43 protein-coding genes and 1 tRNA gene are annotated in these 24,660 nt (G+C 71.4%); all 44 read right to left on the reverse strand.

The annotated features are described in order from the left end of the window. Window positions 1–60: 60 nt before the first annotated feature. Window positions 61–3,099 carry a peptidoglycan-binding domain-containing protein gene (locus Aiant_RS29640; RefSeq protein WP_189336319.1) on the reverse strand — a complete coding sequence of 1,013 codons (3,039 nt, stop codon included), beginning with the start codon at window positions 3,097–3,099 and terminating at the stop codon, window positions 61–63. 2 nt (window positions 3,100–3,101) lie between these two features. Then, the gene (locus Aiant_RS29645) at window positions 3,102–3,386 is read right to left on the reverse strand and encodes a hypothetical protein (RefSeq protein ID WP_189336320.1); all 285 of its coding nucleotides are present in this window, start codon (window positions 3,384–3,386) and stop codon (window positions 3,102–3,104) included. Continuing rightward, window positions 3,383–4,819 (reverse strand): hypothetical protein, encoded by a 1,437-nt coding sequence (locus Aiant_RS29650; protein WP_189336321.1) that lies wholly within the window; start codon window positions 4,817–4,819, stop codon window positions 3,383–3,385. Before Aiant_RS29650 ends, Aiant_RS29645 begins: the two co-directional genes overlap by 4 nt. Next, complete coding sequence (locus Aiant_RS29655) at window positions 4,816–4,986, reverse strand: hypothetical protein (RefSeq protein WP_189336322.1); 171 nt, start codon at window positions 4,984–4,986, stop codon at window positions 4,816–4,818. The genes Aiant_RS29650 and Aiant_RS29655 overlap by 4 nt, the downstream gene beginning before the upstream one ends. Further along, window positions 4,986–5,219, reverse strand: coding sequence for a hypothetical protein (locus tag Aiant_RS29660; protein ID WP_189336323.1), 234 nt, complete (start codon window positions 5,217–5,219; stop codon window positions 4,986–4,988). Before Aiant_RS29660 ends, Aiant_RS29655 begins: the two co-directional genes overlap by 1 nt. An 11-nt stretch (window positions 5,220–5,230) precedes the next feature. Then, window positions 5,231–6,856, reverse strand: coding sequence for a terminase (locus tag Aiant_RS29665; protein ID WP_189336324.1), 1,626 nt, complete (start codon window positions 6,854–6,856; stop codon window positions 5,231–5,233). Beyond that, the gene (locus Aiant_RS29670; RefSeq protein ID WP_189336325.1) at window positions 6,853–7,404 is read right to left on the reverse strand and encodes a helix-turn-helix domain-containing protein; all 552 of its coding nucleotides are present in this window, start codon (window positions 7,402–7,404) and stop codon (window positions 6,853–6,855) included. Before Aiant_RS29670 ends, Aiant_RS29665 begins: the two co-directional genes overlap by 4 nt. A gap of 132 nt (window positions 7,405–7,536) precedes the next feature. After that, complete coding sequence (locus tag Aiant_RS47080; RefSeq protein ID WP_425322626.1) at window positions 7,537–8,199, reverse strand: AAA family ATPase; 663 nt, start codon at window positions 8,197–8,199, stop codon at window positions 7,537–7,539. Next, a complete protein-coding gene (locus Aiant_RS29675) occupies window positions 8,196–8,444 on the reverse strand; it encodes a hypothetical protein (RefSeq protein WP_189336326.1) in 249 nt (82 codons plus the stop codon). Before Aiant_RS29675 ends, Aiant_RS47080 begins: the two co-directional genes overlap by 4 nt. 7 nt (window positions 8,445–8,451) lie before the next feature. Then, complete coding sequence (locus Aiant_RS29680; protein WP_189336327.1) at window positions 8,452–9,033, reverse strand: DUF4082 domain-containing protein; 582 nt, start codon at window positions 9,031–9,033, stop codon at window positions 8,452–8,454. Beyond that, a complete protein-coding gene (locus Aiant_RS29685) occupies window positions 9,030–9,995 on the reverse strand; it encodes a hypothetical protein (RefSeq protein WP_189336405.1) in 966 nt (321 codons plus the stop codon). The genes Aiant_RS29680 and Aiant_RS29685 overlap by 4 nt, the downstream gene beginning before the upstream one ends. 508 nt (window positions 9,996–10,503) lie before the next feature. Then, window positions 10,504–10,695 carry a hypothetical protein gene (locus tag Aiant_RS29690; RefSeq protein ID WP_189336328.1) on the reverse strand — a complete coding sequence of 64 codons (192 nt, stop codon included), beginning with the start codon at window positions 10,693–10,695 and terminating at the stop codon, window positions 10,504–10,506. Then, window positions 10,692–11,633: a hypothetical protein gene (locus Aiant_RS29695; RefSeq protein WP_189336329.1), complete on the reverse strand. Its 942-nt coding sequence runs from the start codon at window positions 11,631–11,633 to the stop codon at window positions 10,692–10,694. Before Aiant_RS29695 ends, Aiant_RS29690 begins: the two co-directional genes overlap by 4 nt. After that, on the reverse strand, window positions 11,630–11,917 hold the full coding sequence (locus Aiant_RS29700; RefSeq protein ID WP_189336330.1) for a WhiB family transcriptional regulator: 288 nt from the start codon (window positions 11,915–11,917) through the stop codon (window positions 11,630–11,632). Before Aiant_RS29700 ends, Aiant_RS29695 begins: the two co-directional genes overlap by 4 nt. Beyond that, window positions 11,914–12,636: a hypothetical protein gene (locus tag Aiant_RS29705; protein WP_189336331.1), complete on the reverse strand. Its 723-nt coding sequence runs from the start codon at window positions 12,634–12,636 to the stop codon at window positions 11,914–11,916. The genes Aiant_RS29700 and Aiant_RS29705 overlap by 4 nt, the downstream gene beginning before the upstream one ends. A 73-nt stretch (window positions 12,637–12,709) precedes the next feature. Beyond that, window positions 12,710–12,964: a hypothetical protein gene (locus Aiant_RS29710; protein WP_189336332.1), complete on the reverse strand. Its 255-nt coding sequence runs from the start codon at window positions 12,962–12,964 to the stop codon at window positions 12,710–12,712. Then, entirely contained in the window at window positions 12,961–13,266 is a 306-nt protein-coding gene (locus Aiant_RS29715) for a hypothetical protein (protein WP_189336333.1), read from the reverse strand. Before Aiant_RS29715 ends, Aiant_RS29710 begins: the two co-directional genes overlap by 4 nt. Next, entirely contained in the window at window positions 13,256–13,528 is a 273-nt protein-coding gene (locus Aiant_RS29720; protein ID WP_189336334.1) for a hypothetical protein, read from the reverse strand. The genes Aiant_RS29715 and Aiant_RS29720 overlap by 11 nt, the downstream gene beginning before the upstream one ends. 35 nt (window positions 13,529–13,563) lie before the next feature. Continuing rightward, window positions 13,564–13,809, reverse strand: coding sequence for a hypothetical protein (locus Aiant_RS29725; RefSeq protein ID WP_189336335.1), 246 nt, complete (start codon window positions 13,807–13,809; stop codon window positions 13,564–13,566). A gap of 8 nt (window positions 13,810–13,817) precedes the next feature. Beyond that, the gene (locus tag Aiant_RS29730) at window positions 13,818–14,168 is read right to left on the reverse strand and encodes a hypothetical protein (protein ID WP_189336336.1); all 351 of its coding nucleotides are present in this window, start codon (window positions 14,166–14,168) and stop codon (window positions 13,818–13,820) included. Further along, window positions 14,165–14,392: a hypothetical protein gene (locus tag Aiant_RS29735; protein ID WP_189336337.1), complete on the reverse strand. Its 228-nt coding sequence runs from the start codon at window positions 14,390–14,392 to the stop codon at window positions 14,165–14,167. Before Aiant_RS29735 ends, Aiant_RS29730 begins: the two co-directional genes overlap by 4 nt. A 126-nt stretch (window positions 14,393–14,518) precedes the next feature. Continuing rightward, window positions 14,519–14,749 carry a hypothetical protein gene (locus tag Aiant_RS29740; protein ID WP_189336338.1) on the reverse strand — a complete coding sequence of 77 codons (231 nt, stop codon included), beginning with the start codon at window positions 14,747–14,749 and terminating at the stop codon, window positions 14,519–14,521. Continuing rightward, the gene (locus tag Aiant_RS29745) at window positions 14,746–14,910 is read right to left on the reverse strand and encodes a hypothetical protein (protein WP_189336339.1); all 165 of its coding nucleotides are present in this window, start codon (window positions 14,908–14,910) and stop codon (window positions 14,746–14,748) included. The genes Aiant_RS29740 and Aiant_RS29745 overlap by 4 nt, the downstream gene beginning before the upstream one ends. 23 nt (window positions 14,911–14,933) lie before the next feature. After that, window positions 14,934–15,422, reverse strand: coding sequence for a hypothetical protein (locus tag Aiant_RS29750; RefSeq protein ID WP_189336340.1), 489 nt, complete (start codon window positions 15,420–15,422; stop codon window positions 14,934–14,936). A 35-nt stretch (window positions 15,423–15,457) separates the two neighbouring features. After that, window positions 15,458–15,535 (reverse strand) — tRNA-Ile (locus Aiant_RS29755). A gap of 8 nt (window positions 15,536–15,543) precedes the next feature. Beyond that, window positions 15,544–15,798 carry a hypothetical protein gene (locus Aiant_RS29760; protein WP_189336341.1) on the reverse strand — a complete coding sequence of 85 codons (255 nt, stop codon included), beginning with the start codon at window positions 15,796–15,798 and terminating at the stop codon, window positions 15,544–15,546. 4 nt (window positions 15,799–15,802) lie between these two features. After that, window positions 15,803–16,744 (reverse strand): hypothetical protein, encoded by a 942-nt coding sequence (locus tag Aiant_RS29765; protein WP_189336342.1) that lies wholly within the window; start codon window positions 16,742–16,744, stop codon window positions 15,803–15,805. A gap of 49 nt (window positions 16,745–16,793) precedes the next feature. Continuing rightward, window positions 16,794–17,048, reverse strand: coding sequence for a hypothetical protein (locus tag Aiant_RS29770; RefSeq protein WP_189336343.1), 255 nt, complete (start codon window positions 17,046–17,048; stop codon window positions 16,794–16,796). Continuing rightward, window positions 17,048–17,608 carry a crossover junction endodeoxyribonuclease RuvC gene (locus Aiant_RS29775; RefSeq protein WP_189336344.1) on the reverse strand — a complete coding sequence of 187 codons (561 nt, stop codon included), beginning with the start codon at window positions 17,606–17,608 and terminating at the stop codon, window positions 17,048–17,050. The genes Aiant_RS29770 and Aiant_RS29775 overlap by 1 nt, the downstream gene beginning before the upstream one ends. After that, window positions 17,605–17,934, reverse strand: coding sequence for an ArsR/SmtB family transcription factor (locus Aiant_RS29780; protein WP_189336345.1), 330 nt, complete (start codon window positions 17,932–17,934; stop codon window positions 17,605–17,607). The genes Aiant_RS29775 and Aiant_RS29780 overlap by 4 nt, the downstream gene beginning before the upstream one ends. Further along, window positions 17,934–18,803, reverse strand: coding sequence for a hypothetical protein (locus Aiant_RS29785; RefSeq protein ID WP_189336346.1), 870 nt, complete (start codon window positions 18,801–18,803; stop codon window positions 17,934–17,936). The genes Aiant_RS29780 and Aiant_RS29785 overlap by 1 nt, the downstream gene beginning before the upstream one ends. Continuing rightward, window positions 18,800–18,985: a hypothetical protein gene (locus Aiant_RS29790; protein WP_189336347.1), complete on the reverse strand. Its 186-nt coding sequence runs from the start codon at window positions 18,983–18,985 to the stop codon at window positions 18,800–18,802. The genes Aiant_RS29785 and Aiant_RS29790 overlap by 4 nt, the downstream gene beginning before the upstream one ends. After that, a complete protein-coding gene (locus Aiant_RS29795) occupies window positions 18,985–19,911 on the reverse strand; it encodes a PD-(D/E)XK nuclease-like domain-containing protein (RefSeq protein ID WP_189336348.1) in 927 nt (308 codons plus the stop codon). Before Aiant_RS29795 ends, Aiant_RS29790 begins: the two co-directional genes overlap by 1 nt. Then, window positions 19,908–20,222 carry a hypothetical protein gene (locus Aiant_RS29800; RefSeq protein ID WP_189336349.1) on the reverse strand — a complete coding sequence of 105 codons (315 nt, stop codon included), beginning with the start codon at window positions 20,220–20,222 and terminating at the stop codon, window positions 19,908–19,910. The genes Aiant_RS29795 and Aiant_RS29800 overlap by 4 nt, the downstream gene beginning before the upstream one ends. Continuing rightward, on the reverse strand, window positions 20,219–20,923 hold the full coding sequence (locus Aiant_RS29805) for a hypothetical protein (protein ID WP_189336350.1): 705 nt from the start codon (window positions 20,921–20,923) through the stop codon (window positions 20,219–20,221). Before Aiant_RS29805 ends, Aiant_RS29800 begins: the two co-directional genes overlap by 4 nt. Then, entirely contained in the window at window positions 20,920–21,243 is a 324-nt protein-coding gene (locus Aiant_RS29810) for a hypothetical protein (RefSeq protein ID WP_189336351.1), read from the reverse strand. The genes Aiant_RS29805 and Aiant_RS29810 overlap by 4 nt, the downstream gene beginning before the upstream one ends. Beyond that, window positions 21,243–21,662: a hypothetical protein gene (locus tag Aiant_RS29815; RefSeq protein ID WP_189336352.1), complete on the reverse strand. Its 420-nt coding sequence runs from the start codon at window positions 21,660–21,662 to the stop codon at window positions 21,243–21,245. The genes Aiant_RS29810 and Aiant_RS29815 overlap by 1 nt, the downstream gene beginning before the upstream one ends. After that, complete coding sequence (locus Aiant_RS29820; RefSeq protein ID WP_189336353.1) at window positions 21,659–21,883, reverse strand: hypothetical protein; 225 nt, start codon at window positions 21,881–21,883, stop codon at window positions 21,659–21,661. Before Aiant_RS29820 ends, Aiant_RS29815 begins: the two co-directional genes overlap by 4 nt. Beyond that, entirely contained in the window at window positions 21,880–22,236 is a 357-nt protein-coding gene (locus tag Aiant_RS29825) for a hypothetical protein (RefSeq protein WP_189336354.1), read from the reverse strand. The genes Aiant_RS29820 and Aiant_RS29825 overlap by 4 nt, the downstream gene beginning before the upstream one ends. Next, window positions 22,233–22,583: a hypothetical protein gene (locus tag Aiant_RS29830; RefSeq protein ID WP_189336355.1), complete on the reverse strand. Its 351-nt coding sequence runs from the start codon at window positions 22,581–22,583 to the stop codon at window positions 22,233–22,235. The genes Aiant_RS29825 and Aiant_RS29830 overlap by 4 nt, the downstream gene beginning before the upstream one ends. 152 nt (window positions 22,584–22,735) lie before the next feature. Continuing rightward, the gene (locus Aiant_RS29835; protein ID WP_189336356.1) at window positions 22,736–22,981 is read right to left on the reverse strand and encodes a hypothetical protein; all 246 of its coding nucleotides are present in this window, start codon (window positions 22,979–22,981) and stop codon (window positions 22,736–22,738) included. Continuing rightward, window positions 22,981–23,889, reverse strand: a complete 909-nt coding sequence (locus tag Aiant_RS29840; protein WP_189336357.1) for a hypothetical protein — start codon at window positions 23,887–23,889, stop codon at window positions 22,981–22,983. The genes Aiant_RS29835 and Aiant_RS29840 overlap by 1 nt, the downstream gene beginning before the upstream one ends. Window positions 23,890–23,967: 78 nt before the next feature. Then, window positions 23,968–24,108, reverse strand: a complete 141-nt coding sequence (locus tag Aiant_RS29845; protein WP_189336358.1) for a hypothetical protein — start codon at window positions 24,106–24,108, stop codon at window positions 23,968–23,970. 92 nt (window positions 24,109–24,200) lie between these two features. Continuing rightward, a complete protein-coding gene (locus Aiant_RS29850) occupies window positions 24,201–24,410 on the reverse strand; it encodes a helix-turn-helix domain-containing protein (protein WP_189336359.1) in 210 nt (69 codons plus the stop codon). Window positions 24,411–24,660: the final 250 nt, after the last annotated feature.

Raw genomic sequence — 24,660 nt, forward strand, 5'->3', positions numbered from 1 at the left:
TTTCTCCTCAGGAATGGCAAGGGCCCCGGCGAGTGCCGGGGCCCGGGTGGGCGAACTGGGTTACTGGGTGGCGCGCTGGAAGCCGCGGAAGTCGAGCACGGCACCCGAGTAGATGTGCCGGATCTTGTAGGTGAGCGTGTCGCTGTTGAACATCGAGCCCACCGACGGGTCCGACTGCGTGAACAGCTCCGGGGTCTCGCGGCCCTGGTAGAAGCCGACCTCGATCGTCGGGCACATGCTCGGGTCCGCGACGACGAACCAGTCGTTGGGGTCGGTGTCGTAGTCGACGACGATCGGCGTCATGCCCTGGTGCAGGTTCGGGGTGTTGCTCGCGCCGGCCGGGGTCGACGGGATCGCCACCGCCGAGGTGGTGAGCTGGAACGCCAGCTCCTCCAGCTCGTTCGGCACGATCAGGAACTTCGGCACCAGGGACAGGATGTCGCTCGTGTCGCCGTACGCGGTCTGGTCGCGCATCTTCGCCCGCAGCTGCGACAGGGTCGACTGGCCCAGCGCCACCGCGGTGGTGTTGTTGTGCGAGGCGTGGAACAGGGCGACGCCGTCGTAGACCGTCGGGTTGTTCAGGATGAAGTCCCACACGAAGTTGTGCAGGGTCCGCGCGGCCGCGAGGCCGAGCTTGTTCGGGATGTTCGAGATCGCCCGCACGTCGTCGTTGGCGATCATCTCCATCGTCAGGTCCTCGGTGCCACCACGCTTGGTCAGCGCGTACGTGACCTCCTCGTTGCCCGGCGAGGTCAGCGGCTGGTACGGCGCACCCTGGTTGACGACGGGCAGGGTGCCGTAGCCGCCGACCCGGTCGATGCGCTGGGTCCGGAAGTCCGAGACCGGGATGACCGACGAGACGATCTGCCGCCAGGTCTGGAGCGACGGGTGCGCGTACTGGGCGACGAGGCGGCGGGTGATCGAGTCGCCCAGCACCAGGTTCCACGAGGCGGAGGTCAGCGACTCCGTCGACCGGTCGCCCGAGTCGTACAGGTTGCCGATGCTCTCGCGCATGATCCGGCGGTTGAGGTCCTCGTCCCAGCTGGCCTGCCGGTAGCCGGTGACGTCCAGGTAGGCCTGCTTGAAGCTGCGGTAGCCGTTGGAGAAGTCGCCGGCGAAGAAGGCGTCCAGGGCGGCCTTCTTCTTGTCGAACGACTCCTGGGTGACCTGGGTGGTCGCGGTCGGCGCCAGGCCGGCGCGCTCGGCCATGCCCATCGCCGTCTTCAGGGAGGCGATCTGCGCGTCGACGTCGGACTCGGTGATCCGGTCCGGCAGCGCCTCGGTGAGGCTCTCGACGACCTGCGCGGGCAGGCCGGCGCCGGACACCTTCTGCTGGATCATCAGCCCGCCGAGGAATGAGGTCTTCTGCATGCCCTCCGGCTCCGGCGGGGTGGTCGTCTCGCTGGAGCGCTGGAGACCGACCGCGGCGAGGTCCTCGGGCGTGGCGGTCTTCAGCGCGGCGAGCACGTCAGCGGCGTTAACAGCCACGTCGGACTCCTTGCTCTCTTCGATCTCGATGCCGCCCGCGAGCACGCGGGTGGCCTTACCTCCGGCGGCCGGGTCGGAGACCACGTCGGCGGAGTTGACTTTGGTGATGGACACGGCCTCCTGCATGCGGCGGCCGCCGACGGAGATCGGCCGCAGGACCGTCATCGCGTCGTGGGAGATGCCGACCAGCGGCGGCAGGCCCTGCTCCTGGGCGGCGATCGTCGCGTCCAGGGCCTCGGCCGTGTGCGTGGCGCTGGGCAGCAGGCACAGGTCGCCGTCGAGCCCGTCCGAGGCGGCCTCGACGTTGCGGTAGTAGCCGATCAGCCCGGAGATGGTGCCGGAGCGCAGCTCCTCCATCGTCCGGTGGTGGTCGTACGCCTTCGCGCCTTCGTACAGCGACGCCGCGGACTCCAGCACGTTCGCCGGGTAGCGGCGGCCGTTCTTCGAGTCGCCGGCGGAGATGATCCGGACCCGGAAGATCCGGCCGCCTGCGGCGTCGGTGCCGGCGGCTTCGATAACCCGGCCGTCGATGCGGTCGAGTTCCTCGGTCTCCGGCTCGTCGACGGACTCGGCGACCTGGTCCTCTTCGGCCAGCTCCGGGTTCGGGTCGTCGATCCCGGGCGCGTCGTCCTCGGCGTCGGCCGCGGGCACGTACCAGACCTGCGCGACGACCTCGGTCGGCTCGCCCAGCTCCGCGGTGCCGGCAGTGCCGGCCTCGGTCAGCGTGTAGGGCGCCTGCCAGGTCTTGCCGTCGTGCTCGTAGACGACCAGGTCGTCGGTGTAGTCGCACACGTCCGCCCACGCCCACCGGTTCCCGGCGAGCGTTCGGGCCCGCTCGTTCACGGCGGCCTGAAGGATTCCGCGAGTGTCCCGGGCGCTACGGACCCCGTCGATCGCCTCGTTCTTGCGAACCGCAGCCCGAGCCTTCGACGTCGTCCCGGCCAGGGCCGCCTTGACCGCCTTGTTGCCGCCCGAGCTGCTCTTGCGCGACGGGGCCGCATGCCTCGTCGACGAGTGCCGAGCCGGGGCCACCTTCGCCTTCGGAGCCTTCATCGCGACCAGCTTGGCCAGCAGCTCCGGTGTGACCTTGCCGTTCGCGGGCACACCGAGCTTGCGCTGCGCGGCCTTGATCGCCTGCGTGGTCAGCGGGCCCAGCTTCCCGTCGACGGAGAGCTTGTTGCCCTTCGAGTCCGTCAGCCCGAGCCGGTTCAGAGCGGCCTGGAGCTTCCGGACGCGCGGGTCGCCGCCCTTCTTGCCGTAGCCGGCACCCTTGCCCGACTTGGCGTCGAACGACAGGGTGTCGCCGCCGGTCGCCTTCTTCTTCGCCGCGCTCTTGCTCTTCGACGACGAGCCGGCCGCGCCGCCACCGCTCGCGGCGAACTGGCCGCCGCCGGCGGATCCGGCCGCGGCGCGCGGGTGCTTCGAGCCGTCCCACGCCTCGGTGACCTCGTCGGCGAGCCACGATTCCAGCGCGAGCTCGGCCAGCTCCTCGACCGCGTCCTCGTCGACGTCGACCGCGGCGACCGCTTCGGCAAGCCGGTCGAGAACGTGGTCAGCGTGCTCGGGCTCGGCCTCGCGGACCAGCTCCTCGATCTCGTCCTGCCAAGCCACGGTTACCGGCCCCGGCGCTTCGCCGCGGCCGCGGCCTTGTCGTCCTCGGCCTGCGGGTCGCCGGCCGCCGCGGTCGCCTCGTCGGCGTCCTTCGCGCGGACCGGGCCTTCGACCTGGAACTCCAGCTCGCCGTCGGCCCGGATCCGGGTCCACACGCCGTCGTGGGTCTGGGCCAGCACGTCGTCGCCGTCCCGCTCGACGTCGACGATCTCGGCCGGCTTCATGCCCAGCCGGCGCGCGACCCGCTCGACGAACTCGGCGTCCTTGGCGGTGTCCTTCTCGCTCATGCCTTACCTCCCACAACCCGCAGGTTTCGTTGGTTCGCTTCCTCGACCGCAGCGGCCAGGTCATCGGGATTCGCGGCCGGGCTGTCCAGCTCGGCGGTATAGGGCACGCCGACGTAGTCCTCCCAGGCCTTGCGCGCCGCGGTGGCCGCCGCCTCGGGGGACAGCGCGCCGATCTGCTGGAGCTTCTCCAGGCCGGTGCTGAGGTTCAGCAGGACCTGCGCAGTCAGCTGCGAGTCAGACGCGGCGATCTCCGGGCCGGTGACGATGACCGCCTGCGACGCCGGGATCTGCGTGACCTCGCCGGTCCGCGGATCGGTCGCCTCGACCTTCGCCGGGAGTCGGCCCGCGGCGACCGCCCGGTCGACGGCGAACCGCACCAGCTCGGTCTGCTGCGCCAGCCACGTCTTCTGGATCCCGCCGACCCGGCGGCGCACCGGCTCGGCCATCGTCAGCGACGTCGCCCGGTTCGCGTCCTCAGGCTCGGCCAGCCACGTCTTCGCCAGACCAGCGCCGGACGCGATGTTGGTCAGGACCGACCGGTTCGCGGCCGCGTCTTCCATCGCCCCGGTGCTGACGGTCTGCGGCTTCCAGGTGACCGCGTCGTTGTGGACCTCGACCGACCCGGACGGCGGGACGTGCAGGCCGCCACGCCCCTCGATGAACGCGTCGACCTCGGTCTGGCTGCCCTTCACCTCGACGTCCCAGACCATGTACCGGGCCAGCGCGGTCCGGTCGATCAGGTTCGACAGCACGGTGTCGTAGCTGTCGAGCCAGTCCAGGATCGGCGTCATAAACGGCATGCCGCGGATGTCGGTATCGAGGGTCCGCCACGGCGCCCAGAACATGGCCTCACCGGAGCGCAGCCCGGTCTCGTCGTCGACCTGGACGATCGCGAGCCGCCGGTCATCCTCCGCGCCCGGCAGGACCACCTGCGACGGCCACAGCGGGTTCCCGGCGCGCAACCGGACGTCCTTGATGTGCGTCGGGTCGATCGGCGCGAACCGCACCACCCCGCTGGACTGGCCGACCAGCATCTCGTACAGCTTCTCGCCCATGAGCAGCTGCGACCGCAGGCTGATCTCCTGGATCTCGCCGAGCCGGTTCGCCGGGTCGTCCCAGAACTCGCGGACCACCTCGGCGACCTGCGGGTTGGTGGCCTGCCACTTCACGCCGGAGTCGCCGACGCAGAACGCGGTGTAGGTATCGATCACCGCAGTGGCCATCGGGTTCGACCGGTAGGCGGTGACCGAGTAGGTGCGCGCCTTCTCCCGGGTCCAGTACGGCACGTCCCGGGTGCCGGTGCCCACCCGCTTCCACCCGGTGTCGCCGTCGATCGGGTCGCGGCCGTACGCGCCGAGCGCGCCGCCGGACGAGACCACCTGGTCGGCGATCGCCTCGGTCGCCCGGCGGGCCGGAACGAGCCAGGGCTTCATGCGCTCGGCTCCGATCCGGCATCACGATCGGTCCGGGCCGCCTTGTACTGGCTGGCCAGGGCCTCCATCTCCGCGAAGTAGTCCCTGTTGTCGCGAGACCCCTCGGGCTCGTCGAGCCAGAGCACGACCGCGTCGGCCACGGCTACGGCAAGGTCTACGGCCGCCATCACGCGCTCTTCGCCACCGCGAGAACCGGCTTGGCGGGCTGGACGGCCGCAGCCGCGTGCGTCGACGCGATCCACGACAGGCCGACCGCGAACACGCTGCCGACCAGCACGCTCCACCACCAGTTGCCGGCCAGGCCGCCGACGGCGAGCGCGACCCCGATCAGGCCGAACAGCCCGATCAGGTTCGCGACCAGGCCGTGCGGCAGGCGGGGCACGGCGATCCGGATCTCCATGCGAGACCTCCTCACAGGCCAAGGCGCCCGGACGGGCGGAACATTGATGCGGTTTGCTGCTGCGCCGGCCGGGCCGTGGCTACGCCGAGCGGCTTGCTCAGGTGCCGCCAGCGCTCCAGGCCGGCCAGGCCGAGCGATCCGGCGACCAGGGGGCTGATGTCGGCGCTGGCGATCTTGCGGCCCCACGCCCACGCGCCGTCGCCGAGCGGCCGGGTCTTCGCGCCGTCCAGCGCGATCGTCATCTCCTGCTGGCCGAGGTGCACCAGCTGGCCGCCGCGGACCGCGTCGGTGAACGAGCCGCACGCCGCGCCGAGCTGCTGCACCGTTGGCACCCACAGCTGGCCGCGCTGTGGGCCCTGCCGGGGGTTGTCCTCGTTCACCGGCGGCATCCGCTTGATGCCGACCTTCTCCAGCGGCAGCAGCAGCACGCCGGCCGCGGACTTGTCGTCGAGGACCACGCACACCGGGTTGAGCCGGTCGACCAGCTGCCGGATCCGGCCCGGCACCCAGCCGCGGCCGGCGCCGTGGTCGAGGACCTTGATCAGCGGCATGCCGAGCGGCGAGTCACCGACCGCAACGATCGACGTCCAGCCGCCGTCCGGGGTGCAGTCGATCGCGAGCGCCAGGACCTCACCGCCCGGGGCCTCCGGGTCGGCGAGCAGCGCCCACTCCTCGGCCGTCGGTACGTTCGGGTCGAGGTCCAGCTCGCCCAGCTCGCGGGAGATGTTGAGGTAGGCCCGATCGAACTCGCCGAGGTCCTCGGCGTACGTCTCCAGCTCGGTCGCAATGGCCGGCTCGGTGACCGTATGCCGCCACTCCCGCGAGCAACGGCACACGCCGCGGACCGGCGCCGGGCACAGCGCCGGCATGCAGGACCGCCACGTCGCCGGGTCGTCGCGCATCATCCCGGGCAGGGCGCACCAGTCGAAGAACGCGATCGTCGACAGCCGGCCAACCTCGATCGCGGCGCGGCCGCGTTTGCGCATCGCGTTGAACGGCACCGACTTCTGCGTGCCCGCGGTCGACAGTCGCCACTTCTGCGCGTCGGCCCGGGTGATCATCGCCGGGCCGACCGCCTGGTCCGACCGGTAGTCGACCTGGGCGAAGTACTCGTCGAGCGCGGCCATGTCGAGCGTCTTGCCGTGGCCGGCCATCTCTGTCGACGCGAGCAGCGTCTGGATCGACCCGTTGCCCCACAGGATCGCCTCGCGGCCGTTCGCCTTGCGCTCCCGGTAGCGGTTCTTCAGCGACCGGGCGGCACCCATCGCCACCAGGTGCTCGTCTTCCCACTTTTCCCGGGCGGCGACCGCGGTCTGCGCGCCGTACACGATCCGCTGCCGCGGCTTGTACATGCCGCGCCAGATCATCACCGGCAGGATCAGCGACGTCTTGCCGGACTGGCGGGGCACGGTGATGTCGACGCCGCGGTAGGCGAGCGACTCGGTCTCGGGGTCGATCTCCAGGGCGGTGTCGACGACGTAGCGCTGCCAGGGCATGAGCGGCGTGCCGAGCGCCCGGGCGATCTTCGCGACCTTCGGCCCGTACGTCTTCCGGTCGAAGTTGCGGGCGGTCCCCCACCGGGGCGGGCAGGTGAGGCCGTAGTGCTCGTACAGCAGCGCGGCGTCCGCCGGGGTCATTCGGGCTCGTCGAGGTCGCCGAACTCGTCGTCATCGTCGCCGACGTCGCGCCGGGCCGCGGCGATCTGCTCCAGCGTCGCCCGCAGCTCCTTGGTCAGCGCCGGGAGCGCCCGCGCATCCTCGCCGCGCGCCTGGTCGATCGCTCCGGCCAGCCGGAAGGCGGTCTCGACGAGCGTCTCTTCCATCACCGACAGGTCGCCGAGCCCGTCGAGGTCCTTGCGGACCACCTGCTCCAGCCGGCCGACCGGCGCGGTGCACGTCGGGCACTCGACACGCAGGACGCCGTCGCCGGCGAACAGGTGCGCGTCGTCACCGAGCAGCTCCAGCGGCGTGACCTTCAGTGCGGCCGCGAGCGCCGGGATCTCGTCGACGGAGAAGATCCGGGTCCGCTGGCCGTCCTTGTTCGGCCGGCCGGTCTCCATGAACCCGAGGACCGTGGCCGAGATGCCCTCGCCCGCCAGCTCGGCAAGCTCGTCGCGAGAGAGGCCTGCGTCGGTGCGCAGTTGCCGCAGGCGTTCGCCGAGCCGGTCACTGATCAGGGAACTCATCGGATCGACGCCCCCTTGTCGGACTGAACGACGGCCGAGATCTGGGCTCGGGGAGAGAGAACGGGAGGCGGGAGCGTGGGGTCACCCGACCCACCCGAAACGGACATTCACCCCCGGGGGCGCCGCCCTCGATCACCACTCGCACGTCATGCGTGTTGATCTCGTGCTCGCACCCTTGACCTGGTTGCATGCCTGCCCACACGTGGGGCATGGGCACGACGTCCCATGTGCTGCCTTGTGGTACTGCGGGTCGAGTGGGTCGAGCCCGAGGTCGAGCAGCCTGCTCAGTGGTGGCTCGTGGTCCAGCTCGCGTGCGCCGTGGTGTCCGCACAGCCAGCACGTCTGTGTGGCGTCTTGCAGTGCCTGCTTGGCTCTGCGGTAGGGCCTGCCCTTGCGTGCCCTGTCGGCCGCACCGTGGCCACCGTGGACCGTACGGTGCGCTGGTGGTGCGTCCGTGGCTTCTGCGGTGACCCACTTCCCGATGGCGGCGATGTGGCGTCGTCGGTCGGGCCGGTGGGTTGCCCGTGCGATCAGCTCGTCCCGTGGCGCGATCAGGTGGACGTGCTCGGCACCGAGCTGGTCGACGAGCTGCTGCCGTGCGGTCGGCCCGGGCGCGCACCGGATGACCCACGTGGTGCCGTGGTGCTGGTGGATCTGGGCGAGCGCGGTGCGCATGGCCTTCGCGCCGAGCACGTCCTGGTCGAGGACCTGGTCGCCGGGCTCAGCATGGGTCCGGACGTAGGTGGTCTTGCCCGCGCACGGTGGGCCCGTTACGAGGACGACCCTGCGGGTCACGGCCGGTACGGCGGCTTCCAGCCCAGCTTGACCAGGAACTCCACGAAGTCCGAGTTCAGGCTTACGAACGCATCGCCCTCGAACTCGGCTACACCGCGCGGAACCAGCTCCAGGTCGAGCCGAGGCAGTTCGCCGACGGCGGCCGAGAAGCTGAATCCGCGTGCCCAGCTGGACACGTCGAGTCCGTCAATCTCGATCGAGCCGCTGGTGGTGCTCGCGTTCGTTGTGATGCGGACGCTGCTCATGGTCACCTCATGCCGAGAATTGGACGATGGGCGTCACGTGGTAGCCGGCCGCGCTGGCGTTGGTCGGCACGGTGCCGACCGGCCCGGCGGCGAACCGGGATGGCGTGCCGGATCCGGTGGCCATGTGCGCCGTGGTGTACGGCCAGGTCATCGAGCCGCCAGCCGTGGCCGCGTAGCGGACGGCGCTGTAGGCCGCCTGGTAGGTGACGCTGGCCGTGATGGCGACGGGCGTGTCGAACAGGATGTCGACCAGCTGGCCCACGGAGGGCGACGTCGCGGTCTTGCGCGCCAGCTCGGTGCTACCGGTGAACGCCAGCGCGGTCATGTCGGGCAGCATGACGGACGACGGCGTGTAGACCTGATTCCCGATCCACGAGCCGCTCGCGCTCGCGGACCACAGGACGCCGAGGTTGAGCCGCTGGGCCTCGTCGTTGTTCGGCAGGCCGGGCGGTGTCGGGTAGCTGAACCGCTCGGTGACGGTGCCGCCCCCGCTCGGGCCGTAGTCGACCCACACGCCACCGACGCGGACCTTGGCCACCTTGGTCGAGTCGACCCAGGCGCCGCCGGTCCGGGTCTTCGCGGCGGTCACGGGAACCAGACGTCGCCGTTGACGGGCGAGGCCGGGCCGGTGCCGCCGACGTACACCGCGGCGCCGTTCACGATGTCGTAGCTGGTGCCGTTCCAGTAGTAGATCACCGCGTACTGCGGGTGCGGGTCGGCGGCCGCGGTGTGCGCGCTGACCGCGGTGCTGGCGGTGCCGGCCGGGTCGTAGACGCCGGTGTGCAGGTGGTCACCGGCGGCCGCGGTGCTGCTGGTGGTGCCGAGCGCGAGGTTGGACGTTCCGGCGCCGATCGCGGTCCGCGCGGCGGCGGCGTCGGCGGCGGTGACCACGGACCGGCCGGTGGCCGTGCTGTCGGAGATCTGCGCGGCCGGGTGGGTGTGTGATGCGGCGGCTGCGCCGATGGAGGCGAGGGTCGGCGAGGCTGGGGTGCCGTGGGAGTGGTCGCCGCGCGAGTAGGCGGTCGCGACGCCGGCGGTGGCGCTGGCGCCGAACGCGGTGCCGGAGGTGACCGTGCCGGACGGCGATGCGCCGCCTCCGCCGCCCCCGGTGATCTTCGCGCCGCTCGCGTTGGTGACGTCGCCGTCGACGTCGAGCGCGGCGACTCCGCCGGCGACGCTGCGCTGCGACGTGAGCAGGTACGTCTGGCCGGTGACCGCGGCGCCGTCGGGCTGGAACAGCGCGGCGAAGTTGGCAGTGGTCGACTGGTGGTCGAGTTGCAGCGTGCCCTTGATCGCCGTGGTGCCGATCCGGCCGGTGACCGCGTACGCCCAGCCGGTCGGCGACCACTGCGGGTCATTGGTGGCGGGCAGCTGGATGGTTCCCGCGCCGGCCGCGGTGAGGTAGGCGCGCTGGGTGAACGGGGCCACGACCGAGCTGCCTTGCAGCGGGTACGGCGCGGTGAAGTCGATCCAGCCGGTGGCTCCGCCGGTGGGCGGCAGGTCGACCTGGATGGTGACGGTGACCAGGGTGAGGCTGGCGGGGAAGGCCATGGTCACCTCCCCGGGTGCGACGAAGGCCCGTGGTCGGCCGAGACGGTTTAGGGCGCAACGATTTGGCGACTGAATCGTTGGGGGCGGCGACAGGTCAACTGGGACTGTCGTCAATCCAAGGGGAACCGGTAATGACTGACGATCAATTCACCGTGACGGTGGCGACTCCGCGATCGGGAGCGGAGACAAGGGGCGGCACCGTGAAGGTGAACGGTGCGAACTTCTTCTCGGTCGATGAGGGTCATCTCAAGGTGACGTACGGAACTTCGGGCGTCTTGGCGATTTTCGCTCCCGGCCAATGGGTCAGCGCGACTCGCGAGGGCTCGACCGAGTAGCGAAGCGACGCCACTGCACGCGTCGAATATCGCGGCTCGGGCACTCCCGGATACGACGAAGGCCCCGCTGGCGGGCGGGGCCTGGTCGGAGGCTTCCGGGCAGGGTTCGTCTGTCCTGGATGGCCGGAATAGTACGGCGCGTGATCAACTCACGCAACTACGCCTACGGTGCGTCACCCCTCCAGGATCCGGCGCAACGCCTCGTGGCCGGCTTGCTCAAGCTCGGCCGGGGTGGGCGGCCGCTCGGCGTGCCGGTGCCCGTCGGAAGCCTGTGGCCAGGCGCCCGGGATGAGCACCGGCCCGGGATCGCTGAGCGTCTGGACGTTGATCCAGTCGGGCTCTTCGCCGCAGATCCAGCACCTCACGCCGCCACCTCGCTCTCGCGCCGCCGCCGGATCGGCGTGGCGGCCAGCAGCGCAGCGACGTCGCCGAACCGGTACAGCGGGATGACCACTGGCTCGGGCTCGCGATCCTCCTCGGCGGCCGCGGCGATCTCGTCCTCGTCGGGCTCGCCGAGGACCTGGCCGTGCGCGACCAGTCGGCCGTCGCGCACCCGGGCCGCGATCAGCTTCCGGATCGTCTCCTGGGTCCGATCGGCGTCGAGGTAGCTGGCCAGCTTCGCCGCCTCGCTCGCGGTCACCAGCTTGTCGCCGAGGTGGCGCCGCAGGATGTCGCGGGACCGCTCAACGTCCCAGACCAGCTGGCAGGTGGGCATCGGGCACTGGATGATCTGGCGGCCCTCGACCGCATAGAGCACCTTGCCGCAGTCGCACACGCCGACCAGCTCCTTCTCGGCGGGCCGGTCGACGAGCCGGGTCAGCTGGTGGCAGGCGTGCGTCAGGTCCCGGAATGCCTCGTCGGCGGCCGGGTGCTGGCGCAGCCAGCCGACCTGGCGGGCGAGCCAGGCCAGTTCCAGGGCAAGGGCTGGCGGTGGCTCGCGGCGACGCAGCGCCTCGCAGCTGCCGTGCGCGCACCGCTGGCCGGTGGGCGGGCACAGCGGGCCGGCCATGACGCGCCAGACGGGCCGTCGCCCGGTCTCCTCGGCGACGATCCGCGTCCAGCCGCCCACGGCGGCCGCGATGGGCGCCAGTTTCGCCGAGGCGGTGAAGTCGCCGGGCGAAGCGTCGACGGAACCACCCCGGGAACCGCCCCCGTAGCGCGTCTGCCGGGCGATCACGGTCCAGGCGTCCTCCGCATGCCCGGCGGCCCCCACAAGATCCTCAGCGAGGCTCTGGGCGCATGGCCGGGCGCAGACGTAGCCGTCCTTCGTGGACGCGCCGCAGCGCACGCAGGTCTGGGTCACGCGGCGGCCTTCTTCCGGAGTTCCACGCGTTCGGACGGCGTGGTGCCACCCCACACGCCGTGTTCCTGCTGGGTCTCGACGGCCCAGTCTCGGCAGTCGTCGATGTGGGGACATCGGCGGCAGACGGTCTTGGCCGCGGCGGAGCCGATGGCGGTACCGGGCGGCGGGAAGAACACATCCGGGTCGACGTCGGGCTGGCGGCAGGCTGCGTCGGGCTGGTCGGCGGCCGGCGGGCGTTGGGCGCGCAGGGCGAGCAGGGCGGCGTCGATGCGCGAGCGGCTCATGCGTCCTCCTCGGCGAGTTGTTCGGAGCGGCAGAGGCCGCAGTTGTCGGCGGGCTGGCCGCGGTGGCGCCAGCACTTCGGGGCGGTGCGTCGGCGTTCGGCGTCGGCGAGGTCCCAGCGGGTGCGGGCGCGCCGGGCGTCGGCGCATCCCCCGCAGGGCGGCGGATCGTCGACGAATTGGTGCTGTTCGCATCGGGGCGAAGGGGGATCTGACTTCGCGCGCGTAGCGGTCTGTCCCCCTAGAGATTCACTAGAACCACCGACCCTCCCCTTCGGGTCGGGTCGGGTCGGGGGTTCAAGCAAACCCGAAGCACCTGCTGAACCAGATGCTGAAGCACGTGCTTCGGGTTTGCTTCGAGCCTTTCCGCTGGCCCGGCCACCTTTGCGTCCCGCTTCTGCCTTCTTTCGGCGCTCCGCCTCGACCTCTTCGCGAGTCGGGTTTCTCTTCGTTCCGTCGCCGTCGGCAGTCCACTGGTGGAACTGGTATCCGCCCTTCACGCGCTTCCAGAGACCGGCGGTCACCAGCATTCGAGCCAGCTCGTCAGCGCGCGACGGAATGAGCCACGGGAGCTGGTGGTCGGGGATCAACCCGTCGGTGAGGTTGTCCGAGGACCACGAGCCAGCGACTGTCCAGAGCGCGAGGGCGGCCGGATCGTCCGCGAGGATCTTGCGGATCTTGTTGTGCGAGTGGAGGTTGTCGTCCACCTTGAACCAGGTCATGCGTCGTGCTTCCTTACTCGTGGAGCGGGTGGTGCGGCCCGGCCGCGGTGCTGGGTGCGGTTCTCGGCCGGCGTCAGGCCGCTCCCTTCTGGACCTTCGGCGGCCGCGGTCCGGCGCCCGTGGTCTCGTAGTCGCAGGTCTTGGACCGGCAGGTGGCCGGGTACCAGACGCGCCGGCCGATCTCGTACGGCTCGCCGGGCTGGAGCATCGAGGTGCGGCACTTTGGGCACGCGCCGACGGTGAGGCCTTCGCGTCGGTGCCGGTCCCACTCGATGCCGCTGACGGCGTCGTGGCCGATGAGGACGTCCGGGTGGTACACGCGGCTCACGGCGTACCGCCCAGCACCTGGTCCGTGACGACCTCGCCGTTCATGCCGCAGATCAGGCAGTGCGGCCGTGAGTGATTCGGCGACAGGTTCTCGTGCGTGCACGTCGGCGTGCGCCACTCGCCGACCTGGCACGGCTGGACGGTCTCGACGTGGTTAGCGCACCGCCAGGAATCCCTGCTGATCACCTCGCGGGAGGTCATGCAGGCGAACTCGGTCATGTCGAGCCGCCAGTGGTAGACGACCGTGCTGCCGTCGGCCTGCTCCCGGGTGTCGAGGAAGTGCCAGCGCGGCTCATCGACCATCGGACTCACCGCCGATCGGCAGCGCCTGCCGGCCGGCGCCCGCGTCCATCCGCTTGCGCCAGCAGCTCGGCCCGAGCCGGGCGACGACCATGCGCTGGCCGCCGACCGTCTCGTGCCATGGCTGGAGCTCGCGGGCGGACCGGCCGCAGTCCGAGCACCGGTCCGGCGCGGTGGCCGGCTGCGGGTCGCGGCCGATGATGGCGAGCAGCTCCTTTGCCTCAGCCGGGCTGATCGAGACCCGGGCCCAGTCCGGCAGCGTCATGCAGCGCCTCAGCTTGTCGACTACGGTCGGCGCGATCACGATGCCGCCGCCTTCTCCGCCGCGGCCTTGCACCGAATGGCCCGGCGGCAGATGCCGGTCTTCGGCAGCGGGTTGTGGCAGAGCGGGCAGTGACCCGGCCGGGCTTCCGGCGTGGCCGGCGGCGCGGCGGCAAGGCCGAGGATCGGCAGCAGGTCGGCGTTGCCGGTCCGCTCCAGGTGCTGGATCGCGAGGGCCCGGTCGGCGGCTGGAACCGACGAAACCGAGTCCATCTGCGTGCCCATGTTCGGCATCAGGCACCGCCGATCACGACGTTGCGGACGTACGGGGTGAGGTCTACGCCGTTGATCGAGACCGTGGGCCGTTCGAGCCGGAGCGCGACGCGCGGCCACGGCAGCGGCCACAGCTCGCGGCGCCGCACGACGAGCATCCGCACCGTCTCGCCGTCCGGGTTGATCTGCATCCGGCCCTCGGTGTTGTGCCAGTACAGCGGGATCCGCCACTCGCCAGTCGCCGCGTCCCAGGTGAACTGCTCGTAGGCCGGGACGCGGTGATAGTCGATGCGGTGGTCGAGGAGCCAGCCGTGCAGCTCCGCCCGCTGCTCGGGGTCGAGGTGGTAGTACGGGATGAACTCGCCGATCATCGGATGCCTCCCCGGGCGCCGTCGCGGAACATCTGCTCGCCGTCCTCGCGGCAGTGCTGGAAGACGCACATCGCCTCGCAGCCGCGCGATCGCGGCGACCAGGGTGTGGTGCGGCTCGTGTTCCGGGTGGCCCACAGCGCCAGGTCGACGGAGCACTGGCCGGGCAGCCGGTTGAGCAGCCGGGCGATCAGGCGGCGCAGGAAGTCACGCATCGGCTCAGCCACGGCGCACCGCCCAGAGGCGGCGGCGCCGCTCCGAGCGGGTCAGCGAGACCCACTCGGAGGGCGACACCTGGCACAGAGCGGCAGCGCGCTGTATCCGCTCGTTCAGCCGGTAGGCGTGGCGCGGCTTCACTGGTCCGCCTCGTCGACGAGGGCCTGGCCCTTGCAGGTCAGCGCCCACCGGCGTGAGGTGAACGGCTGGACGACCAGGTCCCGGCGCTCCATCGACCAGATGGACTGCGCGACCGAGGTGCGCTCGCCGTCGACGAGCAGCATCGGCGTGAAGTCCTCGTCGTCCTCGACCCGGTCGGCGGCAACGTCGCGCAGCAGCGCGATCTCGATGTCGGTGGCCGGGGTCATAGTCCGGTCTTCCGCATGAGCCGGACGAAGCGCTTCCCGTGCCCCTCGACGCGACGGAAGTAGCCCGGCGCGATCCGCATCGGGTGCAGCAGCCCGGCGGTGTGCCCCTGGTGCTGGACCAGAGCGTCGTTGCGGCGCGTGTACGCCCGCCACGCCCGCACCAGGCGCTCCCTCCGCGCGCGGGTCACTCAGTGCCGCCGGAGAACTCGGCCGCCGGGACGCCGGCCGCCTTGGCTTCCTCGCGCTCGGCCAGGATCTCCTCGCCGGAGGCCTCCGGCACCTGGTGCTCGCCGTCCGGGCCGAGCCGCATCTCCATCTGCCCGTCCAGCTCGGCCGGCGCGCGGCCGCCCTCGCCGCCGTCGAAGTCGTACGACTCGCGCGGCGCGTTGAACAGCGTGTCAGCGAGGTCCGCCAGCCCACGCGACTTGCGGGCCCGGTCGAGGATGCCGCGCGCCATCGCCTCGTCCGCGTCCCGCGCCACCTCGATGGCCACGAACCGGGCCGTCGGGATCGGGGCCTCGCCGGGCTCCTTCGTCACCTTGTGCTGCTCGACGATCCCGACGACGACGTACCGGCCGAACTCGTTCTTGACCAGGTCCGGGGCGATGTCCTCCAGGCCGTTCGAGTCCCGCTCGTTCTTGCTGAACGTGCCCTTCAACTTCACAGCGGTCATGCCGTGGTGCTCCTTGCTCGATGGGATATGGTGCGTGCCGCCGGCGGGACTCGAACCCGCGCTTCCAGCTCCCCGCGTATCCAGAGGGGGCGCCCTGCCGGGCGCTCGGCGGCGGCTCGGATCAGTGCAGACGGCGGACGAGCTGGACCGTCAGCGCCTTGCGAAGCGTGCAGCTCGGGCAGTCGCACGGGTCCGACTGCTCCGGCTTGGCGCTCGCGGTCTCGGCCTCCGGCTGCTCGTCGCCGCGCAGGTAGGCCTCGAACTCCTGGGCCATGCCGATCACTTCGGCGGCGGTGGGCTGAGTCTCGGGGTCGACGGTGTCGACGGCCATGCGCAGGGCGGCCTCGCGGAAAGCGGCGGCGGTGAAGTCGAGCATTCGGTTACTCCTTGATGAAGGTGATGCGAACGCGGACCGGCTCCAGCCGGCCGCAAACGTGGTTGTGGTGCTCCCGGTACCGGCTGCCGCACGTGGTGCAGAGGTAGCGGACGTGCTCGTCCCAGACCCGGCCAACCGGCGACACGTCGCCGTTGTCCTGGAGGTCGCGGGCGTACTGCTCGGCCTGCTCCAGCAGCGCCTCCAGCTCGGCGACCCGCCGGGCGTCGTCTGCCGCGTCGTTGCGCTCGGCCTGGAGCCAGCCGGGGACCGCGCAGCCCTCCGGGCAAGGCCGGTCCTCGTCGGCCTCCGGCGCACCGTCCGCATCGCGTCCGAAGCGCTCGGCAGGCGCCACGCCGAGCCCGTCACACCAGCCACACGGGACCGCGTCCCGCAACGCATTGCGTTCGTCAGTGACCTCGGCCAGCTGGAGCAGCGCGCCGTCGAGCTTGGCCTGGACCATGTCGCGCTCGCGCTCGACGCTCTCGACCTTCGCCCGCGACCCGGTGAGCAGGTCGGAGTACTCGCCGAGGCGTGTCTGCTTCTGGTCGACCAGCGCTGCGAGCTGGTCCCGTTCCTGCTCGGCCTCGGCCAGCGCGGCGCGCAGCTTCTCCAGGTCCTCGCGGGCCTGGTCCCGCTCGTCGACCGCCGGGACGAGCTCGCGCTGGACGCGGACCAGCTCGGTGCACGCCTCGTCGCGCTCCCGCTCGACCTCGGCGAGCCGGGCGGCCAGCTGCGCCTCACGGTCGACGTCCTCACGGACCTCGGCCAGCAGCGCGGCCACGTCGAGCGCCAGCGTGGGCTCCGGCGCGAAGGTGCCGACCGGCTCGAACTTCCCGCAGCCGCAGCCCGGCTCCCGGCAGCCGCCGGTCTTGCGCCGGTGATCCTCCTGCTCGTCACCGCAGCGGCACAGCGCGCCGCTCATCGCCGACCGCCGAACAGCGCGCACAGGGCCAGCAGCGCGATCATCGCGATCGCCACCTTGGTCGGGCTGTCCATCAGGACCTCCCCGAGATGACCGGGACCGCCGGCCGAACCAGCGGCGCGGGCCGCGGCTGGCCGACCGCGAGGCGGTCGAGGAGCATCCGGTCGGCGTAGTCCCAGTCCGCCTGCGTGCGCTGGTCCGCGGGGATCTTCGCGACCATGCGGAGCTGCGCGTCGATGGCGGCGTACAGCGCGCTGTCCGGGATGATCAGCGTCCCGTCGGCGTGCCGGAAGATCGGCCGAATGGCACGGCGCAGTCGGTCGAGCATCACGCCACCGCCAGCTTCGGCCACTCGACCCCGCTCAGCGCCCGTCGATGCGAGTCCGGGACGTCGGCGAGCGGCTGCCCGTACGCATCGAGCGCGGCGGCGAGCAACGACATGGCGTCGGCCTCGTCATCGGTGCCGATATGCAGCCGGGAGCCGTAGCGGGCGATCATCGCCGCGAGCACGACGTCCTTCTTCGCCCCGCCGTTGCCGGTCGCGTACGTCTTCACCTTGGTGAGGTGCACGTCGACGTAGGGGATCGACCTTGCCCACAGCCAGTGCTTCACGGCTCCGTGCAGCTCGGCGAGGCGCAGCGACGTGTCGCCCTTGTCGAGCAGCAGCGGCTCCTCGATGGCGACCACGTCGGGCTGCATCCGGGCGGCGCCCATGATGATGCTGACCGCCTGGTGCATCCGGTCGTGATCGATCTTCGTGGTCGACCGCCGTTTGGTCGGGCTGATCCGGGTGCACCACAGCCGCGGCTCGCCCGCGCCGGTGTGGGTCGCGGCGATGCCCGTTCCGGTCAGCGACAGGTCGAGCCCGATCACGCGTAGCGGCCTCATCGGCGGCCACCGTTCGGGTCGAGTAGCCGCGCCAGCCGTGACATCCGGTCGACATCGATGGCGCGCAGCACGTCCGGCCCGACAACCTCGTTGCGCACCAATCCCGATTGATGCAGAACGGTCAGGTGGTGCGACACGTTCGGCTGCTTGGCGTCGAGCAGCGGCACCAGGTCGACCGCGCGCATCGGGCCGCGCTCGGCGAGCAGCGCCAGGATCCGCAGCCGCATCGGGTCGGCGACGACCTTCAGCGCGGTCGCCAGGTCCTCGGCGTCGTTCGGGGTGAACTTGTGGCCGGCGTAGAACGGCGAGTGCAGGACGGCGGCCATCAGAAGTCACCCGCCGGGATCTCGGCCGGGGCGGGCCAGATGTCGTCGGTCGCGTTCGGGTCGGAGAGCTTCGGTGTGGTGGCCGGTCGCTGGCCGGTGATCTCGGCCGCGGTCACCCGTTCCGCCGGGAACTCATCGGCCGCGGTCGTCTCGCCGCGGGCGATCGATCGGATGACCACCTGCATGTCGGCGACGTCGACCGCCGTCCACTGGCCGCGGGGCTTACCGAGTCGCGCCTCGATCTGCTTCGCCGAGATGCCGCCCTTGCTGAATACGGCGATCATCTGCTCGATGCGATCAAGCAGCGGCGTCCCATCGCCGTTCTGCAGGGTCTCCTCGCACACCTCCTTGGCCCGGGCGACGTAGTCCCGGGGCAGGGTGGCCCAGATGGATTCGCGCAGCGCTCGGGCGCCGATGTTCTGGTTGTTGAGGTAGATGTCGGAGAGGTCATCCAGCTTCTTGCGCTCGCCCTTGACCATCTTGGCGTGCGGCACCTGGAAGGTCCGCGAGCTGCGAACGTTGCGCTGCTGGTCCCAGGCGTACGCCTGGATCTCGGACATGCCGCGTGCGTCGTCGCGGGACAGCTCGCGCACGCCGGAGTCATGGTTGCCCCAGATCAGGGCAATGGCGCGGGCCAGGTGGACGGACGCGTCCCGGCCGCGGTTGGGCACCTTGTAGAAGGCGACGTCGGCCAGCTCGTAGCGGCGGCAGGCGTCCTCCATCTCGGCCCAGGCGCGGCGGACGTCGCGCGGGTTCATCTGGGCGACCTGGACGGCGGCGGCGACCTCGGCGACCGCACGGGCCTGCTCGACGGCGGTGGTCTGGGTGATCTGTGCCGGCGCGGTCAGCCGGTCGAGGGCGTTGGTCACGAGCTGCCCTTTCTGCTGTAGATGGTGGTGTCCTCGATGACGAAGCGGACGGTGTGGCGTTTGAGATCGGCATGCACGCGAGCCCGCTCGCGGGTCCACTGCCTGGGTGGACCTCCGCATTCCTCGCACTGCGCGCGGCCTTTGGACTTGAAGCGATCGACCTGGATGCGCCGGGAAGCCATCACCACACCTGCCCGTCCAGCTCGCGCGTCTCCCACGGCGGCAGCTCGCCGATCACGACGTCGTCCGAGTAGCCCGGCCACCGGCCCGACTCGGTGCACCGCGCGTAGATGTCGATCGCCTCGCGGACCCGCATCGCCCCGAGGCGCATCGCGGTCTGATCCGGCTCGATCACGGTCACCAGGTACGGCGCGACCTTCTCCTGCATCACCAGCAGGAAGCGGGCGCTCTCGTCCGCCAGACCCAGGGCGCGCAGCCCGGCCAGGTAGAACGCGCCCTGCACGTGGTAGCCGAGCCGGGCGACGGTCTTCATCGCGTCGTCCGGGGCCGCGCTGTTCGTGGTCTTGTAGTCCGGCACCAGCAAGCGGCCGGCGCCCGGGTGGCGCAGCCAGTCGATCAACGCCCGGCAGCGCACCGCGCGCCGCTCGAACGCCGGTTGATGCTCACCGGTGCGGGTCACCTCGACGATGGCGGTCTCGGCCCAGACGATCGCCTGCTCCGCCCGGCCGGAACCCGGCTCGAACAGCGCGGAGGCGATCGGGTGTTCGCGGAGCCGGTCGGCCATCGCCTCGACGATCTCGACGTCCCGCGACAGCAGCGGCGTCTGGCCGCGCTCCCGGGCGGCTGCCGCCTCGTCCTTGGCCTTATTCGTCCGCCAGCTATCGGCCTTCACCTCGTGGATGCCAGGCCCCTCGCCGAGCACCAGCTGGTGCGCCGCCGCGCCGAAGTCGAAGTAGTCCCGGACCTCCTCCGGGCTGTCCGCCCAGTGGCGGTACAGCGCCGGGCAAGACGGGGCGATCAGCTTCCGGGCGCCGGTCGACGACAGCGAGCCACCCGGCACCGGGTCGGCGTGGTACTCGGCCGCGGTGAGCTGGTAGACGCCCGGACCGGTCACCTTGGCCGGCGGCGGCAGGGTCGGCGCGCTCATCGGCCGCCCCCGTCGCCGAGGTACCGGGCGTAGACGGTGGTCCGGCCGGTGCTCGGCGAGCGCCGGGACACGGCCTCGAAGTCACCGGTCGGCCGGAAGCAGGCGACATTGCCCATCCGGATAATCGAGGCGGCCGAGGAGGCGTTGTTGGCGTCGCCCTCGTAGACGACCGCCCACCGGCCGCGCTCGTCGCGCAGCTGCTCGGCGACCTCGTCCCAGCGGCTGCCGACGACCCCGCCGGGGTTGCGGCGCGACGGCGGCGGGTTCTCCCACCGGATGATCTCGGCCGCGGTCTTAGTCGGCGCGGTCACCGGGTCACCTCCGGCGGGCAGAACGCGGACCGCTCGTGCTCGGGCGTTCCGACGCCGAGCCACGTGCAGCGGCATAGGGAATCGGTGGCCTGGCCCGTCGACTTCACTTCCGACTGTCCATCCGCCACCGTGAAGCCGGCCGCCTCCAGCACGGCGCGAGCGACGGTCCGGGCGTTCCCCTCGCCAAGGTCGAACCCGAAGTAATCGACCTCGGCGCAGACGGCCGCGACCACCTGGTCGGTGATCTCGACTTCCCGGGCCGAGTCGGCGAATTCCTCGAAATTCGAGATCGTCTTGGCGTGTGCCGCCTGTTCGTCAACCAGCGCGGCACGGAGTCGGGTGACCTCGTTGACCAGGTCGTCGATCAGCGCCCGCGGGTCGCCGGGCGGGCAGTTGCACGCGCCGGGCATGCCGAAGTCGCAGGGCCCGCACTGCACGAGGTGGGCGCGGGCCCGGTCGAGCAGGTCGGCGGAGCCGGTGGCCTGGCCCGAGGGCTGCGCTTCCGGCTCGACCGGCGGCGCCGGGAGGAGGCTGGGGGCAAACTCCGTCAGCCACTCGACGATCTGCTCCTCGTCGTTGCGCAGCCGCGCGATCCGGTCCGGGATCTTGTCCAGCTCGCGCCGCATGAGCCCGGCGAGCAGGTCGAGGTCCTCCGGCGGCAGGCCCAGGAAGAAGGCGCGGCGTTCGTCGGAGATGGTCATCGGGTCTCACCGCCCGCAAGCGCGACCCCGGCCGCCGCGTGCAGCCTCACGGCCTGCGCGACCACATCCTTCAGCCACCCCGGGGCCTGGCCGACGTTGTTCTCCAGCACCTGGTCGTTTTTGATCCCCCAGATGACCGACGTCGAGTACGGCATCGTGTTGGTCGTGAAGCCGTGCACCCGGACCTCCCAGAACCCGAAGGTCGACCGGTGCGTGACGATCACGTCGGCGGGCTGGAACTTGCGGCGCTTCGCGTCGCGGGTGACCGGCAGCGCGGAGGCGTCGAAGACGTACTTGGTGGTGACGTGGCGCAGCCGCATCAGGCCACCCCCGCCCAGCGCACCGGCGCGTCGGTCTCCCGAGCCACCAGCCGGTAGGTGTGGGCCTCCTGCGCCGTCGTCAGCTCCAGCGCCGGGAACAGCACCACCTGCCCGTCGACCGGCACCTGCACGGTCACCGGCACCCCGTCGGCCTCCAGCCGCGCGGTGAGCTTGGCCGCCTCGAACACGTCGAGCGGGTGCAGGATCGGCCGGCGGCACACGTGGTCGCCGACGGCGAGCTGCACGCGGGAGAGCGCCCGGTCGAGCTGGCGCAGGGCGCCGCGCTCGGTGCGGGTGGTGCCCTCGGCGGCGACCGGCCCGGTGGGGCCGTCGGTGATCCACCAGGCCCAGCGGCCGGGCCGGATCCGGCGGTGGCCGGGGCAGCCGAACCGGCAGACGTAGATCGGCCGGGCCTTCATGACGCGCTCCCGGCGTTCGGCGGGACGTCGCCGGGCTCGGCGCAGGGACGGCAGGTGCAGCAGCACGGACAGTGCACGCAGTCGCCGCCGTTGTCGGTGTCGCTGCAAGAGGTCGCGCGCTCGGATTCCGAGTCGTAGCCGCGGATGCAGTGGTCCGGCTCGAACATCTCCGCCCGGTTCGCCGACTCCTCGGCGTAGTCACGCTCGTCGGAGTTGTTCACCGCCACCCACCGCCGTTGCGGAACTCGGCGACGACCTGCGAGTACCGCTGGTCGGCCTCGGCCACCGTCGCCTCGTACTGGTCGCGGGCGGCGGTCGGCAGGTCCCGCGACCACGCCTGAAGCGCCCCGTGCAGCGCTGCGAGAGAGTCGGCGCTCGTCAGCATCTGGGAGGTACGCACGCCGACTCGGGTCACGAGGTCCGCGACGATCACGGCGGCGGGCGGCTTGAGGATTCCGCCGGTCATGTCCTTAATCGCCTCGTCGCGCACGAGCGCCAGGCCGACGCTGATGACGACTCCGATGGCGTTCGGGTCGACCTCGCCCATGCTCGGGCCGGAGAAGTTGGGGTTCACTGGAGACCACCCGGCCAGGTCGCCGCGAAAACCAGCGCGCGGGATCGGGTCAACCGACGCGTGCCACGGAAGAACCACGGCCGGCGCGGCTCGTCCGGCTCGTTGTCGACCAGGCGGCCAGTGGCGATCCGCGCCGTCTCGTCCGGCCGGGGCCGGTCCAGCGCGACCAGCGGCAGCTCGCCGGAGTCGCTCAGCACGGCGAAGCTGGTCCGTTCGGCCGGGACCGCGAGCGCCAGCGGCCGGCGCAGGTGCGGCGGGGTCAGACGGCGGGTGATCGTCTCGTGGGGGTCGAGGTCGCCGGGCGTGATCACCGGTACCTCGTGGGTGTCGAAGATGCTCAGGCTCACTGCTATCTCCTGCAAGTCGTGCGAAGAGGGCGAAGTCGGAGTGGCCCGGGGCACAGCGGGCGGCGTGCGCCCCGGGCCGGGCCGGTCCCGGGCAGGCGAGACCGGCCGGGGCGGCGCGGCGGCAGGATTGGGGCTACCGCCGCGCCGGGTCATCAGGTGCCGGCCGGGACGTGGCGGGGGATCTCGCCCAGGCGCAGCGCGCCGAGCCGGGCCGCGGACTCCGCGTGGCCCTCGCACACCTCGCCGACCGCGATGAACCACACGCCGAGGTCGGGCCGGTCGAACCGCACCCGCTCCGCGACGAGCTCGGCGCAGGCCTGCGGCAGCACGATCGACGGGACGCCGTCGAGGGCCTCCATCTGCGACATGAGCAGCAGCCACGCGCACGGGGCGGTCATCAGCAGCCGCCCGGGCAGGTCGGCTCGGCCGCGTCGTCGCTCAGTTCCTCGCACGTCGTGCCGGGCCGGAGCGTCGCGTCGACCGCGACGCCCGGGTTCCGGGCGTCCTCGAAGTGCGGCGCGATCCGGCGGCCGGGCACACCCGGGTCGTCCGGCTCGCGCTGATAGGTCACCCCGGTCGCGTCGGCGATGTGGAGCTCCACCTGCTCGACCGCCTCGGCGAGGGAGTCGAAGCCGCTGAAGCTGGTGCCGCACGCGCACTCGGACGCGCACTCGCCCTGGCCGCCCGCCTGGCCCGCGGAGTGATAGTGCTCGACGATCGAGGCCGGCTGCGGGTCGGGCAGCGGCTCCGGCTCCGGCTTGGGCTCCGGGTCCTTCCGGTACGTCGACCAGCTGACCGCGACCTCCCCGTGGCGGCCGTTGCCCGGCCAGTCCACGCACAGGTACTTGCCGAACGGGTTGGCAACCTGCACGTCAAGCGCCGCCGCGGCCTGCTCGATCTCCTCGACGCTGCCCAGGTGGAAGTCGATGTCGAGCGACCGAGAGCGACCGGAGGCGCCGGAGGGCAGCGGCACTCGGCCCTGCCGGACCAGCGCGGCCAGCTGCTCCAGCTGGAGCGCGATCCGGCTGCGGCGGTCGTCCGCCTTGGCGTTCTCGATCTCCTCGGCGGTCAGCATGCGCACCGGCTTCGCGGCACCCCACCGCCGGAAGGACGGCTCCAGGTCGCCGACTCCCTCGACGATGGCCAGCACCCGAGGGCCGTCGTAGCCGTTGTTGAACTTCTCGACGTAGCGGACAACCGCGGGGCCGGAGACCTCGCCGTCGGCCGGGTCGAGCTTGATCCAGTCGTCGCGCTCCAGCTCGTCGGCGCGCTTGGTCTTGCGGTCAGGTACGGTCGGATGCGTCATCGGATAGGCCTTTCGTGATGGGGAGGTTGATCCGGTGATTTGCGCGCCGCCCGGGGCTACGGGTGGCGCGCTTCTGTTTCAGCGCGGCCGAGTGGCCAGCGCGGGGTTGACGCCCGGGCGGTACGGCCGCCGGATGTCGCGATGCGGCCGGGACCGCGGGTAGGCACCGCGCAGCACCAGGGCCTCGATCACCGCGGCGGCAGACCCGAGCAGGGCCATCAGGCGGGTCGGCGGAGTCGGGTTGGGCGGGGCAGGCGGTCCCGGATGAGTCGGGCCGCCGGGGCCAGTCGGACCGGGCCCAGTAGAGGCGTTCACGCGGCGGCCTGGCCGGCCAGCAGTGCGTCGATGACCTCGCGCTTGAAGCGCCGGTGACCAGAGGGCAGCACGACCGCGTCGATCTTTCCGGTCCGCGCCCAGGTGACGACGGTGCTCTCCTTCACCTTGACCGCGAGCGCAACCTCTTCCGCGGTGTAGAGCTGGGGGAGAGCTTCACCTGTTTTTTGCTCGGGAAGCTGTTCCATGCACAGAAAGCTAGATCCTGCGAGAAGCTGTGTCAAGCACAGGTTCACTCACCATTCCCAGGTTCAGCGACATGCGCCGGAATGCCGGGTTATGTGCCACAAACCCAGGCTTACTCTTGATTCCTGAGGCATGCTCCGTAAGCTGTGCCTCATGACAGCCGTACATGGGGAGCCCTCGCCCGCGAACGAGGGAACTGCTACCGAGGGCTGGACCGTCGACGACAGCCAGTTCGGAGCCCGCCTGGCGCTC

Source organism: Actinoplanes ianthinogenes (assembly GCF_018324205.1).
Taxonomy (GTDB): Bacteria; Actinomycetota; Actinomycetes; order Mycobacteriales; family Micromonosporaceae; genus Actinoplanes; species Actinoplanes ianthinogenes.